Genomic DNA, 15,887 nt, shown 5'->3' on the forward strand with positions numbered 1-15,887 from the left:
GTCTCAGCCCAGAATTAAGCGAAACTTAAAAGCCCATAAAAAAGCGCCCCGCCTGGGAGGCGGGGCGCTCTTGCCGTCGTGATCCGCGTGTTAAGCGAACGCTTTAGAACTTGTGACGGATGCCGAGGCGCGCGGCGACCTGGTTCGACGAGCCGGTGCCCGACGTGCCGAAGTAGCTCGATGCGCTCGAGCCGATTTGCGCCTGGACGTTGTCGCCCGACGCCTTCTGGTAGATCACGAGGCCGTACACGTCGGTACGCTTGCTGAGCGCGTAGTCGAGCGCGAGGTTGCCCTGGTTCCAGTGGGCCGAACCGCCGTTTTGCGTCGCGTTCGTGTACGTGTATCCCGCAGCGGCCGACAGGGCCGGCGTGAGCGCGTACTTGAGGCCGGCTTCATACGCGTTGTAGAACGTGCCGCCCGAACCGGAGACCGTGGAGAACTGCGTGCGCGTCCAGAGCGCCCATGCCGTTGCCGGGCCCCAGACATAGCGGCCGCCGACACCGTAGGTGCGCAGGTCGCGGACGTTGCCCGTGACGACGTTCGAGAACGACGACGAGATCGGCGGCGTCGACTGGCTCGGGTAGCGGATGTCCGTGTACGCGGCGCCGAGCGCGAACGGGCCGTTCGCGTAGTTCAGGCCGAAGCTGTATGCACGCGACGAACCGCCCGAGTTCGTGGCGCCCGAACCCGGTGCGCCTGCGAAGTCGGTCGTGTTCGAGAAGCCGTACATCGCGCCGAACGTGAAGCCGGCGTAGTTCGCGCTCTGGAACTTCACTGCGTTGTTGATGCGGCTCGACGTCAGTTGGTCGACGTCGTTCGAGTGGTAAGCGTAGTTGCCTGCGACCGTGTTGCCGCCGGTCGAGTAGTTCGCGCCGAGGACGTCGGTCGAGAACGAGTACTGGCGGCCGAACGTCAGCGTGCCGTACTGGGTCTGGCTCAGGCCGACGTATGCCTGACGGCCGAACATTGCGCCGCCTTGACCCGCCGCGCCCGTGCCGACGTTGAAGCCGTTTTCGAGCACGAAGATCGCCTTCAGGCCGCCGCCCAGGTCTTCCGTGCCGCGCAGGCCCCAGCGGCTGCCTTGCGCAACGCCGTCGTCAAACTTGAACAGCTTGCTGCCGACGCCCGTGGTCTTGGGGCTGCTGTGGTTCACATAGCTGATACCAGCGTCGATCAAGCCATACAGCGTGACGCTGCTTTGCGCATGGGCCGCGCTGGCCGTGGCTGCCAGGATGGCGGCGGTCAACAGTTTCTTGTTCAAAGGAATCTCCGAGCGAGTAAAGCGAGTAATTTGCGTGTCCAGTTGCGGTTCCGGCGCTCTTCGGGCGCGTCTACGGACCGGTCGCAACTTTACCGGCAGGCAACGTAATGAATGTGACAGTTTCTGTCATATGAAGAATATGTGGTGCCGATACGACACCCAATCATGCCCGGTTGCGATCGCTGCGGTTATGCCGATTTCGGCTGAGGTTCGACGCGGATCGGGAATATGCACATGAAATAAGCTTGGTTGGTGCCGGTCTGGCCCCGTGCGACGATGCGCGCTCTTACAACGACACGCGACGGAGAACACCCACATGCGACGCTCGAACTGGTTGACCGGCCTTGCCGCGCTCGGCGCGGCCCTGATGTTCGCGGCGCCCGGCGCGCACGCCGACCCGCAGGCACTGAAGATCGGCACGATGAGCGGCCCCGACGCGGACATCTGGGCCGTGGTGACGAAAGTGGCCGCGCGCGACGGCCTTGCGATCAAGGTCATCGAATTCAACGACTACGTGCAGCCGAACGCCGCGCTCGACGCCGGCGATCTCGAAGCGAACGGCTTCCAGCACCAGCCGTTCCTCGACAGCCAGATCAAGCAGCGCGGCTACAAGATCGTCAGCGTCGGCCTGACCTACACGATGCCGATGGCTTTCTATTCGAAAAAGATCAAGTCGATCAAGGATTTGCCGGTGGGCGCGAAGGTCGGCATCCAGAATGACCCGTCGAACGGCAACCGCGCGCTGCTGCTGCTGCAGAAATACGGCGTGATCAAGCTGAAGCCGGGTGCCGGCACGAACGGCGTGAACGCGACGCCGCTCGACGTCGCCGAGAACCCGAAGAAGATCAAGCTCGTCGAGCTCGACGCCGCGCAGCTGCCGCGCGCGCTGCCCGACCTCGACGCCGCGTCGATCAACACCGATTACGCAGTGAAGGCCGGGCTCACGCCGGTGAAGGACGCGATCGCGATCGAGGACCTGAAAGGCCCGTACGCGAACCTGATCGCGGTGCGCGCGCAGGACCGGGACAAGCCGTGGGTGAAGAAGCTCGTCGCCGCCTACGAGTCGAACGACGTGCGCCGGTTCATCGAGACGAAGTTCGGCGGTGCGATCGTGCCGGCGTTCTGACGCAAACGGCCGGCGCACGTAACGTGGCCGCCCCGTGAAAACGACATCGCCCGCGCAAGCGGGCGATGTCGTTTGAAGCAGACCGTCCGGGTGATCAGGCCGACAGCAGCGAGCCCGTGCGGATCGGCGTCGCGCCGGCGATGCGCGCGACCTCCATGCCGGCCGTCGCGAAGCGCACCACCTGGCGCGCGTACAGCACGCCCGACACGCTGCTCTTCAGCGTGACGACGCGATCGGTCAGCGGATCGACGATGTCGGCCACTTCCTGCCCCACCTCGATCCACGCGCCGACCGGCGTGCGGAACACGATCACGCCCGACACCGGCGCGACGAGCGGATCGGTGCCCGCGAGCGGCGTCGCCGGATACGCGAGCGGCGGCAGCGGCGCGGGCGTGCCTTCGATCACGCCGCGCGCGGTCAGGTATTCGACGATCGCCTGCGCGTCCTTTTCCGCGAATTCATACGACACGTCGCGTTCGCTGCGCAGCTCGACGGTGACCGAGATCGCGCCGTTCGGGATCGGGAAGCGGTCGCCGAAGCGCTCGCGCAGGTCCGACCAGCAGAAGCTGTGGATCTCGTCGAACGGATTGCCGACCGAGTTCAGCGCGAGCAGCGACGCCTGCGCGTCGAGGTAGCGCGCGAGCGGCTCGACGTCTTCCCACAGGTCGGGGTTCGTATACAGGTGCATCACTGCGTCGTTGTCGCAATGCAGATCGAGCACGATGTCGGCGTCGTACGACAGCTTCTGCAGCGCGAGGCGCTGCGATTCGAGCTCGGTGCGCGGCGCCTGCTCGTCGAGCGCCTCGCGCATCGCCGCGCGCACGGCCGCGACGTTGCGCGCCCCGTCCTTCGTCAGGCGTGCTTCGACGCGCGGCAGCACGAGCGCCGCGAGGTCGTAGAAATTGCGGTTGAAGTTCTGCATCGAGCCGAGCTCGAAGCGGCCGAGGTGATCGCCGAACACATGCTGCGCGAGGCCGATCGGGTTCGGCACCGGCACGATGACGATTTCGCCGCGCAGCTTGCCGGCCGTCTCGAGCGCGGCGATCTTGCGGCGCAGCAGCGCGGCGACCAGCATGCCGGGCAGCTCGTCGGCGTGCAGCGACGACTGGATGTAGATCTTGGTGCCGCCGCGCGGGCCGTAGTGGAAGCTCGTGATGTGGCGTTCGGTGCCGACGGCGGGGGAAATCAGCGGATGGGTCTGCGTTTGCATGATGAGAAGAGTGCGGCGCAGCCGCGAATGATCCGGTGTGCGGGGAAGATCGATTGTACGTTGCCTTACGCGAACCCATCAAACCGCTTCCGCCGCGCTGGTTTTTCCGTTGAGAATCATCCGTTTAATGCGAAAAAAAAACGTGCATCCCGCCATCGGCGCCGGCATGTTTCGCGCGATTCGTTGCGCGCGCGCATAAAAAAACGGGCTCCTCGCGGAGCCCGTCTGCGTGCGCGCAAATCGCGCGCTGCTTACTTGCCGTACACGTCGAAGTCGAAGTACTTCTTCGCGATCTTGTCGTACGTGCCGTCCTTGCGCATGTCGCCGATCGCCTTGTCGATCTTCGCCTTCAGGTCGGTGTCTTCCTTGCGCAGGCCGATGCCCGCGCCGTTGCCGAGCGTCTTCGGATCGTCGAGATCCGTGCCGACGAACTGGAAGTCCTTGCCGCGCGGGGTCTTCAGGAAGCCGATGTCGGCCTGCACCGCGTCCTGCAGCGCGCCGTCGAGGCGGCCGGCGATCAGGTCGGCATAGACCTGGTCCTGGTTCTGGTACGGCACGACCGTCGCGCCGGCCGGCGCCCAGTAGGTCTTCGCGTACGTTTCCTGGATCGTGCCCTGCTCGACGCCGATGCGGTGGCCCTTCACCGACTTCACGTCCGGCATCAGCGACGAACCCTTCTTCGCGACGAGGCGCGTCGGCGTGTTGAACAGCTTCGCCGAGAACGCGATCTGCTCCTCGCGCGCCGGCGTCATCGACATCGACGACAGCACGCCGTCGAACTTGCGCGCCTTCAGCGCCGGAATCATGCCGTCGAAATCATTCTCGATCCACACGCACTTCGCCTTCATGCGCGCGCAGATTTCGTTGCCGAGATCCACGTCGAAGCCGACCACCTTGCCGTCCGGGCCTTTCGATTCGAAAGGCGGGTAGCTTGCGTCGACGCCGAAACGCACGGTGGTCCAGTCCTTCGCGTATGCGCTGCCGGCCGATACGGCAAGCAGGGCAACCGTCACAGCCGCAAGAATTTTTTTCACTCGGTGACTCCTCGTTTTGTTCGATGGATGCGCGGTCGTGCCGCGCCGTAAGCCTTCGGCCCGGCGCGGCTTCGCGTCGGACTGTCAGATTCGCCCGCCCGATAAGGACGCACGACGTGCGCAGATTATCAAGACAAAATACCGGTGGTGCGCTTAGGACATGCCCTTAGCGCCTGTTCACGCCGGTGACGGGCCTGCGCGACCGTCTCGGGGAGAGGAACGATTCAGCCCAGCGTTTCGTTGACGGCGCGCTGCAGGCACGTGACGAACTGGGTGACGGCCGGCGTCGGCAGCAGGTCGCGCCGCGCGATGATCGACAGGTCGAAGCGAGGCAGGCGTTCGTCGAGCTCGGCCGTGCGGATGCCGAGCGGCGCGACCATCGCCGCGAGCGGGCGCGTGAAGCAGCCGATCACGTCCGAGCGCGCGACGAGCCCGAGCGTCACCGCGAACGACATCGGCGAGTGCAGCAGTCGCTGCGGCGGCGGCAGGCCGTGCGCGCCGAACATCGCGATCATCACGCTGTGCGGGAACTCGTCGGGGCCGACCGTGACGATCCATTCCGCGTCGACCAGCTCGGCGAGCCGGCGCGCGCCGGCGAGCGGATGGCCGTCGCGCATCGCGACCACGAACTCGGTCGAGAACAGCGGCCATTGCGTGAAATCGCGGTCCAGCGCCGGGACATGGTGCATCGCAGCGATGTCGAGCGTGCCGTTGCGCAGTTGCGCGAGCGCTTCCGGCACCGTCACCTCCTCGAGATGCAGGCTCACGCGCGGCATCGCGCGGCGGAACGCCGTGACCGCGTGCGGCAGCGCGGTCAGCGCGATCGACGGCATCGTGCCGACCGCGACGCGTCCCGCCATTTCCCCCTTTACCTGCTCGACCGCCTCGACGGTGCGGCGCATGTCGCCGAGCAGCTGCTCGGCGCGCGGCAGCAGCGCATGGCCGCACGCGGTCAGCTCGACGCCGCGCACGGTGCGCACCAGCAGCTCCGCGTTGAGCGCCGTTTCGAGTTCGCGGATCGTATGCGTGATCGCGGGCTGCGTGACGCCGAGCTCGCGCGCGGCGGCGCGCAGGCTGCGGTGGTGCGCGGCGCAGACGAAGGCCTGGAGCTGCGCGATGTTCAGGGGGCTGCGGATGCGGGTCATGGGGCGGGTCCGGGTGCATGGGGCGATGCCGGCGAATTCGCTTAGCGGTTCTTATTTACATCGCGAGGCCGGGTTTGCAAAGCGGGACGGCATCGCAACGCAAACCGGATCTTTATCCGACAAAATTCGCCGCCGTTCGGGCAAGATGGCGACCGGAAGGCCGCACGCGACATGAATTCGGCCAATTCAAGAAAATATCCGGGAAAAGCCATTTGATGCGTGACTGGCTCGATCGGGTTTCGGGGAAGGTGACGTCGGGGCTGCAGGCGATCCGCGTCGCCTGCGCGTCGCTGCCGAGCGGCGACGTGCGCGGCTACGCGCAGGATCATGTGTCGAGGCTCGGCCATGTCGCAGCCGGCACGCTGAAGCGGATGCTTTGACGATTGGTGGCGCAGACACCAAGGGTGGGAAGCGCCGCAGCCGCTCCCGTGCTACGCGAGCGCCGTTTCGACGGCAGCCAGCGTGCGGCGGCGGATCCAGCCGCTCGCCAGCCGGATCGCCAGCCAGTAGGGCGTGAACAGGAGTCTCGTGCGCGCCGTGGGGCAATGCACGAAGGTTTCGGTGCGCAGCGCGTGCGCGCCGTGTCCGCACTCGACCACCTCGAAACGCAGCACGAGCTTCGCATCGCGCGGGTCGGCGTGGCGCATGAAGGCGGCAGCGTCGTCGATGGTTCGCACGTCGAGAGCCGGGCGCCAGAATGGCCCGACGAGGCCGAGCGTCAGCGATCGATCGTCGCGTTGCAGCGGCGTGAACGTGTCGAAGCCGAATCGCTCGCGGCGCGCCGATTCGTTGCGCAGCGCGCCAATGACGGTCGACGGGAATTCGCGCACGGTCAGCAGCGCGTCGACGAGCGGGTCGGCGCGCATGTCCAGCGACGTAACGGCGTCGATGATGCGGCGCGCGTCCGCGGCGATCGGCCGCGATTGATGCACTTCATGGAAACCGAACGATGGAATGAACGGCGGCCGGCGCTCGGATGCCCGGCTCGCCGATTCGGAAACGATCCCCAGCGCGTTCATCGCGGCTCCGTGACGAAAAGCTCGATCGTAGCACCGGCATTGCGATATTGCCTTTTGCGCTGCACGCGCTACGAGAGCGCCCGCAACTGGTCGCGCAGGCGATCCACCTCGTCCGGGGAGAACGGCTGCTCGATTTCGGCGTGCGTCTGCTGCCATACGGGGAACGCCTTGGCCAACAGTCGATGGCCGGCCGGCGTCAGGCTGAGCAGGCGGCTGCGCTTGTCGTCGGGGTCCGGCTCGATCGCGACGAGGCCGCGGCGCTCGAGCGGCTTGAGCGCGGCCGTCAGCGTCGTGCGATCCATAGCCAGCAGCGACGCCACGTCCTTCATCGCGGGCGGATGAGGACGATTGAGCGACATCAGCAGCGAGAACTGCCCGTTCGTGAGGTCGAGCGGACGCAGCGCGTCGTCGAAGATGCGCGCGAGGTTGCGCGCCGCGCGCTGCATGTGCAGGCACAGGCAGCAGTCGCGCACCATCAGCGTCGTTTCGAAGGGGAGCTTGGCTGTACGGGACATGTTGCAATTGTGTTGATATCAACCTATTGTGTCAAGGGCGGGGAGCGACATCCCGTTGCTCCCTTCATCGGACGGAGGCGTCATGAGCGATCAGCAGTTGTTTCTCGCGGTTTTCCTCGCCGGCAAGGACAGCCCGCGCATGAAGGCGTGGCAGGCGATGACGGAGCAGGAGCGGCATGCCAGGGAGCGGGAAGGCATCGCGGCCTGGAAGGCGTGGGTTGAAAGGCACCAGCCGTCGATCGTCGAGCTCGGCGGGCCGCTCGGCAAGACCAAGACGATCGGCGAGCACGGCATCGCCGATACGGCCAACGCGCTGACGGCCTTTACGGTCGTGCGCGCCGCTTCGCACGAAGACGCGGCCAGGATGTTCGAAAGCCATCCGCATTTCACGATCTTTCCGGGCGAGACGATCGACGTGATGCCGGTCCTGCCGATTCCCGCCGCGTGAACGCCGCCGGCAGGAGCTTTCCCCGACACTTTGGAGATTCGCCATGAAACTCTACGGATTCGCCGGAACCCGTTCGCAACGCGCGCTATGGGGGCTCAAGGAGCTCGATGCGGATTTCGAATTCATCTCGGTCAACCTGCTCGAAGGCGAGCACAAGCGGCCCGAATTCCTGCGCCTCAATCCCGCGGGCAAGGTCCCCGTGCTGGTGGACGGCGACCTCGTGATTCCCGAATCGGCGGCAATCGTGCTGTATCTCGCGGACAAGTACCCGCAGAAGGCGCTGCTGCCGGTCGATCTCGCCGCGCGGGCGCAGGCCTATCGCTGGGTCATGTTCGCGGTCACCGAGCTCGAACAGCCGCTGTGGAGAATCACCCGGCACACGATGCTCTATCCGCCGGACAAGCGCCTGCCGGCCGATATCGCGCTGGCGCGGGAGGATTTCGTGAACATGGCGGCGATCCTCGACAGGCATCTCGACGGGCGTGCGTTCATCGTCGGCGACGCGCTGACGGTTGCCGACTGCGTGACGGCCTATCTGATCGACTGGGCCAACGAACTCAAGCTGATCGACGCATTTCCGCAATTGCAGGCGTATCTCGAACGCCTGTATGCGCGGCCCAACGCGCCGCAGCGCATCGCCGACGCGCGCCGGGCGGCGTGACGAAGCGGGCTGGCCGCCGGGGAGGGAGGCGATCCTGCGACGAGCGCGTCTCTCGTCGGCGTTTCGAAGCCCGGCCAAGCATTGCCTGCCCGTCAAAGGGCTGCCGAAAAAGGGCGTTCATCAACTGTTTGCCAACGCAACCGGTTATCCGGAATGGCGGCCGTTCATCGCGCAATACGCGCGGCTGGCCATGCGCGAGCACGAGTGGTACACGAACATCGACGAAGCGGACCCGGCGATGCCCGGCACGTTCGCCGTGTTCGACGGCGGCGGCTGCGTTCCTGACCACGCGTGGAAGGCGGTCGTCCATGCGATCTGGGGGGAGGCTGGGAGCACGCATCCCGAGACGCTCGTCGCCGAGGCGCCCCTGACGGGCTCAAGGCACTGCACGAGGCGGTGCCGGGCTGATCGCGCGTGCGGGCTCGCTCGGGATAACCCTGATTAAAAAACCTTATCGCGGTGAAAAATTCCGCATCTTATTGAACGGGATTTGGCTCGATATAGTGGCTCGCCTTCATCGCCCCATCGACGCGGGCGCCACACAGGAACACGAGCCGGAGCCCGTTCATGACCGCCCCCCGCTTTACCGAAATCGACGATCTGCTGCCTGCCGCCGACGGCCTGCGCGAGATCCGCCATCACATCCACCGCCATCCCGAACTCGCGTACGAGGAAATCGAAACCGCCGGGCTCGTCGCCGACAGGCTCGCGCAATGGGGCTGGCAGGTCACGCGCGGCGTCGGCAGGACCGGCGTGGTCGGCACGCTGCGAGTCGGCGACGGCGCGCGCAGCATCGGCATCCGCGCGGACATGGACGCGCTGCCGATCGTCGAGGCGACGGGCCTGCCGTACGCCAGCGCGGCGCACGGCAAGATGCACGCGTGCGGGCACGACGGCCACACGACGATGCTGCTCGGCGCCGCGCAGCATCTCGCGAAGACGCGCAACTTCTCCGGCACCGTGCACCTGTATTTCCAGCCGGCCGAGGAGCACGGCGTCGACAGCGGCGCGAAGAAGATGATCGACGACGGCCTGTTCGAGCGCTTCCCGTGCGACGCGGTGTTCGGCATGCACAACCATCCGGGCGCGGCACCCGGCGTGTTCCTGACGCGGCGCGGCCCGTTCATGTCGGCGGGCGACAAGGCGATCATCTCGATCGACGGCGTCGGCGGGCACGCGGCGCGGCCGCACCTGACGGTCGATCCGGTCGTCGTCGCGGCGAGCATCGTGATGGCGCTGCAGACGATCGTCGCGCGCAACGTCGATCCCGCGCAGCCCGCCGTGGTCACGGTCGGCTCGATGCACGCTGGCACCGCGAACAACGTGATTCCGCACGGCGCTCGGCTCGAGCTGAGCGTGCGCTCGTTCAGCCCCGACGTGCGCGCGCTGCTCAAGCGCCGCATCGTCGAGCTCGCCGAGTCGCAGGCCGCGAGCTACGGCGCGACCGCGCACGTCGAGTACATCGAAGGCTATCCGGTCGTCGTCAATTCGGATGCCGAAACCGATTTCGCCGCGCAGGTCGCGCGCGAGCTGGTCGGCGACGCGAACGTCGTCGAGCAGGCCGACCTGCTGATGGGCAGCGAGGATTTCGCGTTCATGCTGCAGCGGCGCCCCGGTTCGTTCGTGCGCCTCGGCAACGGCGCGGGCGAGGACGGCTGCATGGTGCACAACCCGAAATACGACTTCAACGATCGCAACCTGCCGATCGGCGCGGCATTCTGGACGCGCCTCGTGGAGCGTTTTCTGGGCCGCTGACACCGGCGGCGCGCGGCCGGCGGTTCCGGCCGATTCGATCGGAGACCTGAACGATGCAGAAAGATCCTCTCGCATTGCCTGCCGCCGCGCCCGCCGCCATCGCGGCCGACGCCCGGCCCGATTCCCCCGCGGTTACCCGGCGCGGCGCGATCGCGGCGGCCGTGATCGGCAACTGGCTGGAATTCTTCGATTTCACCGTGTACGGATTCTTCGCGGTGCTGATCGGCAAGCTGTATTTCCCGTCGAGCGATCCGACGACGTCGCTGCTGCTGTCGGTCGCGACGTTCGCGGCGGGCTTCTTCACGCGGCCGCTCGGCAGCATCGTGCTCGGCGTCTATGCGGATCGCAACGGACGCAAGGCCGCGCTGAACCTGACGATCATGCTGATGGCGCTCGGCACCGGCCTGATCGCGATCGCGCCGACCTATGCGCAGATCGGCGTGGCCGCGCCGCTGATCGTCGTCTGCGCGCGGCTGATGCAGGGCTTCTCGCAAGGCGGCGAGTTCGGCGCGGCGACGTCGACGCTGCTCGAGCAGGGCGGCGTGTCGCGGCGCGGCTTGCGCGCGAGCTGGCAGCTCGCGACGCAGGGCGGCGCGGCGCTGATGGGCTCGGGCTTCGCGGCGCTGCTGTCGAACACGCTGACGAAGGGCGCGCTCGAAAGCTGGGGCTGGCGGATTCCGTTCTTCGTGGGCGTGCTGATCGCGCCGGTCGGCATGATCCTGCGCCGGCGCCTCGCCGACGACGCACCGGGCGACAGTCGCCACGGCATCGACGGCGGCGTGCTGCGCGAGCTGTTCACGCAGCATGCGCGCACGGTGCTGCTGCTGGCGCTGACGGTGATGGGCGGCACGGTGTCGACCTACATCCTGACCTTCTACATGCCGACCTATGCGATCCACACGCTCGGCCTGCCGATGAAGCTGTCGATGTTCGTCGGCGTCGCGTCGGGATGCGTGATGCTGCTGACGTGCCCGCTGTTCGGGTGGCTGTCGGACCGGATCGGCAGCCGACGCCTGCCGATCTTCGTCGGGCGCGGCGTGCTCGTCGTGCTGTTGTTCCCCGCGTTCTGGCTGATGAACCGTCACCCGTCGCTGTCGGTCATCATGCCGCTGACCGCGCTGATGCTGCTGTTCTATTCGATGGGTTCCGCATCGGAATTCGCGCTGATGTGCGAATCCTTTCCGCGCCGCGTGCGCGCGACCGGGATCTCGATCGCGTATGCGCTCGCGGTGACGATCTTCGGCGGCACGTCGCAGCTCGTCGCGACGTGGCTCGTGCAGACGACCGGCAGCAAGCTCGCGCCGGCGGGTTACGTCGCGGTGTGCGTGCTGGTGTCGCTGGCGGCGGTGGCGATGCTGCGCGAGACGGCAGGGGAGCGGGGCGACTGACGGCGCAACGGCGCGTCCGATTTGCCGGTTGCCGACCCGTCACCCCCGCCGCGCAACCAGCTCCGACACCGTCTGCGCCGCCTGCTGCAGCGGCCCGAGAAACTCCTTCACCATCTGCTTCGCGGTATGCCGCTGCGCATTGCCGCTCACGTTCATCGCCGCGATGATCTGCCCGCGCCGGTTGCGGATCGGCGCCGAGATCGACAGCAGCCCCACTTCCAGTTCCTGGTCGACGATCGCCCAGCCCTGCCGGCGCACGAGCGCGATCGCTGCCTTCAGTTCGCCGAGGTCCGTGATCGTGCGCGGCGTGTGCGCGCGGATGCCGCTCTGCGCGAGCGTGGCGTCGAGCGTCGCGTCGTCGAGCGCGGACAGCAGCACGCGGCCCATCGACGTGCAGTACGCGGGCAGCCGGCTGCCGATCGACAGGTTGATCGTCATGATCTTGTGCGTCGGCACGCGCAGCACGTAGACGATCTCGGTGCGGTCGAGCACGGCCGCCGAGCAGCTCTCGTGGATCTGCGCGGACAACTGCTCCATCACCGGCTCGGCGAGATTCCAGAACGGCATCGACGTCAGGTACGCGAAGCCGAGCTCGAGAATCTTCGGCGTGAGCCGGAACAGCCGGCCGTCCGCCTCGACGTAGCCGAGCGTCTGCAGCGTGAGCAGGATCCGGCGCGCGCCGGCGCGCGTCAGGCCGGTGGCCGACGCGACTTCGGTGAGGGTCTGTTCGGGACGGTCCGCGTCGAACGCGCGGATCACCGCGAGCCCGCGCGCGAACGACTGGACGTAGGAGTCGCCGGGTTTGGCCTGGATGTCTTCGGTAGTCATGACCTGTCGGAATATCGTGCAGCCGAGAAGATAGCGCATGGGGCCTGACACGCCAACCGCGCGGCCGCCGCCGGCGCTTGACAGGCCGTCCCCGCACTCCCTATGATGCATCGAACGTTCGATACACGATCTTATGTTCGTATATAGAACATTTAAGCGCATCCCGGCGGGCAATGCAATGGGGGCGCCCATATCATTTCCTCCCGGAGACACTGATGACCGAAGCTTTCCTGTGTGATGCGATCCGCACGCCGATCGGACGTTACGGCGGCGCGCTGTCCGGCGTGCGCGCCGACGATCTGGGCGCGGTGCCGCTCAAGGCGCTCGTCGAACGCAACCGCGACGTCGACTGGTCCGCGATCGACGACGTGATCTACGGCTGCGCGAACCAGGCGGGCGAGGACAACCGCAACGTCGCGCGCATGTCGCTGCTGCTCGCGGGCCTGCCGCAGGTCGTGCCGGGCTCGACGATCAACCGCCTGTGCGGCTCCGGGATGGATGCGGTCGGCTCCGCCGCGCGCGCGATCAAGTCCGGCGAGGCCGGGTTGATGATCGCGGGCGGCGTCGAGAGCATGACCCGCGCGCCGTTCGTGATGGGCAAGGCGGCGAGCGCATTCGCGCGCCAGGCCGACATCTTCGATACGACGATCGGCTGGCGCTTCGTGAATCCGCTGATGAAACAATTGCACGGCGTCGATTCGATGCCGGAAACCGCCGAAAACGTCGCGACCGACTACCACGTCAGCCGCGCCGACCAGGACCTGTTCGCGCTGCGCAGCCAGCAGAAAGCCGCACGCGCGCAGCAGGACGGCACGCTGGCGGAGGAGATCGTCGCGGTGACGATCCCGCAGAAAAAGGGCGACCCGCTCGTCGTGTCGCGCGACGAGCATCCGCGCGAGACGTCGCTGGAGACGCTGGCGAAGCTCAAGGGCGTCGTGCGCCCGGACGGCACTGTGACGGCCGGCAACGCGTCGGGCGTCAACGACGGCGCAGCGGCGCTGCTGCTCGCGAACGAGGAGAACGCGAAGCGCTTCGGCCTGACGCCGCGCGCCCGCGTGCTCGGCATCGCGACGGCGGGCGTCGCGCCGCGCGTGATGGGCATCGGCCCGGCGCCGGCCACGCAGAAGCTGCTCGCGCGGCTCGGCATGACGATCGACCAGTTCGACGTGATCGAGCTGAACGAGGCGTTCGCGTCGCAAGGGCTCGCGGTGCTGCGCATGCTGGGCGTCGCGGACGACGATCCGCGCGTGAACCCGAACGGCGGCGCGATCGCGCTCGGCCATCCGCTCGGCGCATCCGGCGCGCGTCTCGTGACCACCGCGATGTACCAGCTGCACCGCACGAAGGGCCGTTATGCGCTGTGCACGATGTGCATCGGCGTCGGCCAGGGCATCGCGCTCGCGATCGAACGCGTCTGACGCCGCGGGTGCGGCGCGGCCGCACCCATCCCTTTCTTCCCGGTTGGCAACCGCCCGGCTCGCGCGCCTGTCGCGCGAAGCCGGGCGGTTTTGCTTTGGGGGCGAGCAACGCCGAAACCGAATTGCTGCGTCATGCCGATTCATCGCGCTTCATACAGCGAAATATCCGCAAGTTCATCGCAATTCTTTTGTTGTTTTAAATCTCGAAATAATCGTATTGCTATTCAACTTGCTCGTGCCGTTCATCGCGACTCGGCATCGTCGACTTGACTGGCATGGATTTGCTCTGTCGCAAACGATTCTGTTGATTTAAATCATTGCGCGAGCTTTTTTGACATATTTTCTACGCGCGGGGGGTAATGTTTTAGAGGGGGTTGTCGAAATAGCAGAGGCACGATCATTCGCGAGCGGTGAAACCGGGCGCGAATGATCCGAGTCGTCAATCCTGAAGCGGGCGCAAGACCCGCCATTCGGAGCTCTGCTTGATGCGCAACAACCAGCCCGTTACCCAACACGAATTCGAATTCCCCGACGATGCGACGCTGATGTCGACCACTGACGCAGACAGCATCATCACCTATGCGAATGCGACGTTCATTCATATCAGCGGCTATTCCCGCGAGGAGATACAAGGCCAGCCGCACAACCTCGTGCGGCACCCGGACATGCCGAAGGAGGCGTTCGCCGACATGTGGGCGACGCTCAAGGGCGGCGAACCATGGACCGCGCTCGTCAAGAACCGCCGCAAGGACGGCGACCATTACTGGGTGCGCGCGAACGCGGTGCCGGTGATGCGCAACGGCCGCACCGAGGGCTACCTGTCGGTGCGCACGAAGGCGCCGCGCGACCAGATCGCGGCCGCCGAGGCGCTGTATCGCGACTTTCGCGAAGGCCGCGCCGGCAAGCGGCGTTTCCACAAGGGGCTGGTCGTGCGCACCGGCCTGCTCGGCTTCACGTCGCTGTTCCGGACGATGTCGGTGCGCTGGCGTCTTCACTCGACGCTGCTCGCGCTTGCGCCGGTGGTCGTCGGGGCGGGCTGGGCGTGCGGTCTCGACGGCGGCGGGCTCGCGGCGTTCGCCGCGGTGACGGTCGGCGCCGCCGCGGCGGCCGGCATGTGGCTCGATGCGCAGATTGCCCGCCCGCTGAAGCAGTTGCGCGACCAGGCGCTGAACGTCGCGACCGGCGATCGCCGCGGCGGCGCCCGCATGGACCGCGTCGACGAGATCGGCATGACGCTGCGCACGATCAACCAGCTCGGGCTGATGTTCCGCTGGCTGGTCGACGACGTCAGCGAGCAGGTGCTCAACGTGCAGCGTGCGAGCAACGAGATCGCGCAGGGCAACAACGACCTGAGCGCGCGCACCGAGCAGGCCGCGTCGAGCGTGCAGCAGACGGCCGCGTCGATGGCGGAGATGACGGCGACCGTCGACAGCAACGCGCAGACCGCGCAGCAGGCGAACCAGTTGTCCGTCTCGGCCAGCGAGGCGGCGGAACGCGGCGGGCATGCGATGTCCGAGATCGTCAATACGATGAACGACATCACGGACAGCTCGCGCCGGATCTCGGACATCATCGGCGTGATCGACGGGATCGCGTTCCAGACCAACATCCTGGCGCTGAACGCAGCGGTCGAGGCGGCGCGCGCGGGCGATCAGGGGCGGGGTTTCGCGGTGGTCGCGGGCGAGGTGCGCTCGCTCGCGCAGCGCAGCGCGAATGCGGCGAAGGAGATCAAGACGCTGATCGAGAACAGCGTGGCGCGCATTTCATCGGGCGCGCAGCTGGTCGACGGCGCGGGGCGGACCATGGAGGACATCGTCGCGCAGGTGAAGCGGGTGTCGGACCTGATCGCGGAGATCAGCGCGTCGACCGCCGAGCAGAGCTCGGGCGTCACGCAGGTCGATCAGGCGGTCGTGCATCTCGACAGCATCACGCAGCAGAACGCGGCGCTCGTCGAGCAGAGCACGGCGGCGTCGGAAAGCCTGAAGCAGCAGGCGACGCGGCTCGTCGAGGCGGTGAACGCGTTCAGGTGATTGGCCGGGCGCTGTCGTCGTCCGGCGCGCGCCCTCAGATGCGGAACTT

The 15,887-nt window shown here is 66.8% G+C and carries 16 protein-coding genes; 9 read left to right on the forward strand and 7 right to left on the reverse strand.

The window, feature by feature from the left end:
* Positions 1–103: 103 nt before the first annotated feature.
* Positions 104–1,261: a porin gene (locus KY49_RS12055; RefSeq protein WP_042584886.1), complete on the reverse strand. Its 1,158-nt coding sequence runs from the start codon at positions 1,259–1,261 to the stop codon at positions 104–106.
* A gap of 316 nt (positions 1,262–1,577) precedes the next feature.
* Here KY49_RS12055 and KY49_RS12060 point away from each other — a divergent pair, with 316 nt between their 5' ends.
* Positions 1,578–2,387, forward strand: a complete 810-nt coding sequence (locus KY49_RS12060; protein WP_010090098.1) for a MetQ/NlpA family ABC transporter substrate-binding protein — start codon at positions 1,578–1,580, stop codon at positions 2,385–2,387.
* Between the two features lie 94 nt (positions 2,388–2,481).
* Here the strand turns inward: KY49_RS12060 and KY49_RS12065 are convergent, their stop codons facing one another.
* The 3 genes from KY49_RS12065 to KY49_RS12075 all read right to left on the reverse strand — a co-directional run bounded on the left by KY49_RS12065 (position 2,482) and on the right by KY49_RS12075 (position 5,776).
* The gene (locus tag KY49_RS12065; RefSeq protein WP_042584887.1) at positions 2,482–3,597 is read right to left on the reverse strand and encodes a succinylglutamate desuccinylase/aspartoacylase family protein; all 1,116 of its coding nucleotides are present in this window, start codon (positions 3,595–3,597) and stop codon (positions 2,482–2,484) included.
* 251 nt (positions 3,598–3,848) lie between these two features.
* Entirely contained in the window at positions 3,849–4,631 is a 783-nt protein-coding gene (locus KY49_RS12070; RefSeq protein WP_042584888.1) for an ABC transporter substrate-binding protein, read from the reverse strand.
* A 224-nt stretch (positions 4,632–4,855) separates the two neighbouring features.
* Positions 4,856–5,776 carry a LysR family transcriptional regulator gene (locus KY49_RS12075; protein ID WP_042584889.1) on the reverse strand — a complete coding sequence of 307 codons (921 nt, stop codon included), beginning with the start codon at positions 5,774–5,776 and terminating at the stop codon, positions 4,856–4,858.
* Positions 5,777–5,991: 215 nt separating this feature from the next.
* Between KY49_RS12075 and KY49_RS37105 the strand changes: the two genes are divergently transcribed.
* Entirely contained in the window at positions 5,992–6,156 is a 165-nt protein-coding gene (locus KY49_RS37105; RefSeq protein WP_156162483.1) for a hypothetical protein, read from the forward strand.
* Positions 6,157–6,207: 51 nt separating this feature from the next.
* Here the strand turns inward: KY49_RS37105 and KY49_RS12080 are convergent, their stop codons facing one another.
* Both KY49_RS12080 and KY49_RS12085 read right to left on the reverse strand, forming a co-directional pair.
* Positions 6,208–6,795 carry a hypothetical protein gene (locus KY49_RS12080; protein WP_042584890.1) on the reverse strand — a complete coding sequence of 196 codons (588 nt, stop codon included), beginning with the start codon at positions 6,793–6,795 and terminating at the stop codon, positions 6,208–6,210.
* 68 nt (positions 6,796–6,863) lie between these two features.
* Complete coding sequence (locus tag KY49_RS12085; protein ID WP_042584891.1) at positions 6,864–7,310, reverse strand: MarR family winged helix-turn-helix transcriptional regulator; 447 nt, start codon at positions 7,308–7,310, stop codon at positions 6,864–6,866.
* Between the two features lie 82 nt (positions 7,311–7,392).
* Here KY49_RS12085 and KY49_RS12090 point away from each other — a divergent pair, with 82 nt between their 5' ends.
* From KY49_RS12090 to KY49_RS12110, 5 genes are all read left to right on the forward strand, one after another.
* Positions 7,393–7,758: a hypothetical protein gene (locus tag KY49_RS12090; RefSeq protein WP_010093842.1), complete on the forward strand. Its 366-nt coding sequence runs from the start codon at positions 7,393–7,395 to the stop codon at positions 7,756–7,758.
* A 43-nt stretch (positions 7,759–7,801) separates the two neighbouring features.
* Entirely contained in the window at positions 7,802–8,419 is a 618-nt protein-coding gene (locus tag KY49_RS12095) for a glutathione S-transferase family protein (protein WP_042584892.1), read from the forward strand.
* On the forward strand, positions 8,367–8,864 hold the full coding sequence (locus KY49_RS37110) for a DUF6138 family protein (RefSeq protein WP_156162484.1): 498 nt from the start codon (positions 8,367–8,369) through the stop codon (positions 8,862–8,864). Before KY49_RS12095 ends, KY49_RS37110 begins: the two co-directional genes overlap by 53 nt.
* A 122-nt stretch (positions 8,865–8,986) precedes the next feature.
* Entirely contained in the window at positions 8,987–10,174 is a 1,188-nt protein-coding gene (locus KY49_RS12105; protein WP_042584894.1) for a M20 aminoacylase family protein, read from the forward strand.
* A gap of 53 nt (positions 10,175–10,227) precedes the next feature.
* The gene (locus KY49_RS12110; RefSeq protein ID WP_042584895.1) at positions 10,228–11,562 is read left to right on the forward strand and encodes an MFS transporter; all 1,335 of its coding nucleotides are present in this window, start codon (positions 10,228–10,230) and stop codon (positions 11,560–11,562) included.
* Between the two features lie 39 nt (positions 11,563–11,601).
* Here KY49_RS12110 and KY49_RS12115 read toward each other — a convergent pair whose 3' ends face one another.
* On the reverse strand, positions 11,602–12,390 hold the full coding sequence (locus tag KY49_RS12115) for an IclR family transcriptional regulator (protein WP_042584896.1): 789 nt from the start codon (positions 12,388–12,390) through the stop codon (positions 11,602–11,604).
* 215 nt (positions 12,391–12,605) lie between these two features.
* On the opposite strand from KY49_RS12115, the gene pcaF reads away from it, so the two are divergent.
* Both pcaF and KY49_RS12125 read left to right on the forward strand, forming a co-directional pair.
* Positions 12,606–13,808 carry a 3-oxoadipyl-CoA thiolase gene (pcaF, locus tag KY49_RS12120; RefSeq protein WP_042584897.1) on the forward strand — a complete coding sequence of 401 codons (1,203 nt, stop codon included), beginning with the start codon at positions 12,606–12,608 and terminating at the stop codon, positions 13,806–13,808.
* 485 nt (positions 13,809–14,293) lie between these two features.
* Positions 14,294–15,838, forward strand: a complete 1,545-nt coding sequence (locus KY49_RS12125; protein WP_042584898.1) for a methyl-accepting chemotaxis protein — start codon at positions 14,294–14,296, stop codon at positions 15,836–15,838.
* Positions 15,839–15,887: the final 49 nt, after the last annotated feature.

The sequence above is a fragment of the Burkholderia sp. MSHR3999 genome, assembly GCF_000833595.1.
Lineage (GTDB): Bacteria > Pseudomonadota > Gammaproteobacteria > Burkholderiales > Burkholderiaceae > Burkholderia > Burkholderia ubonensis.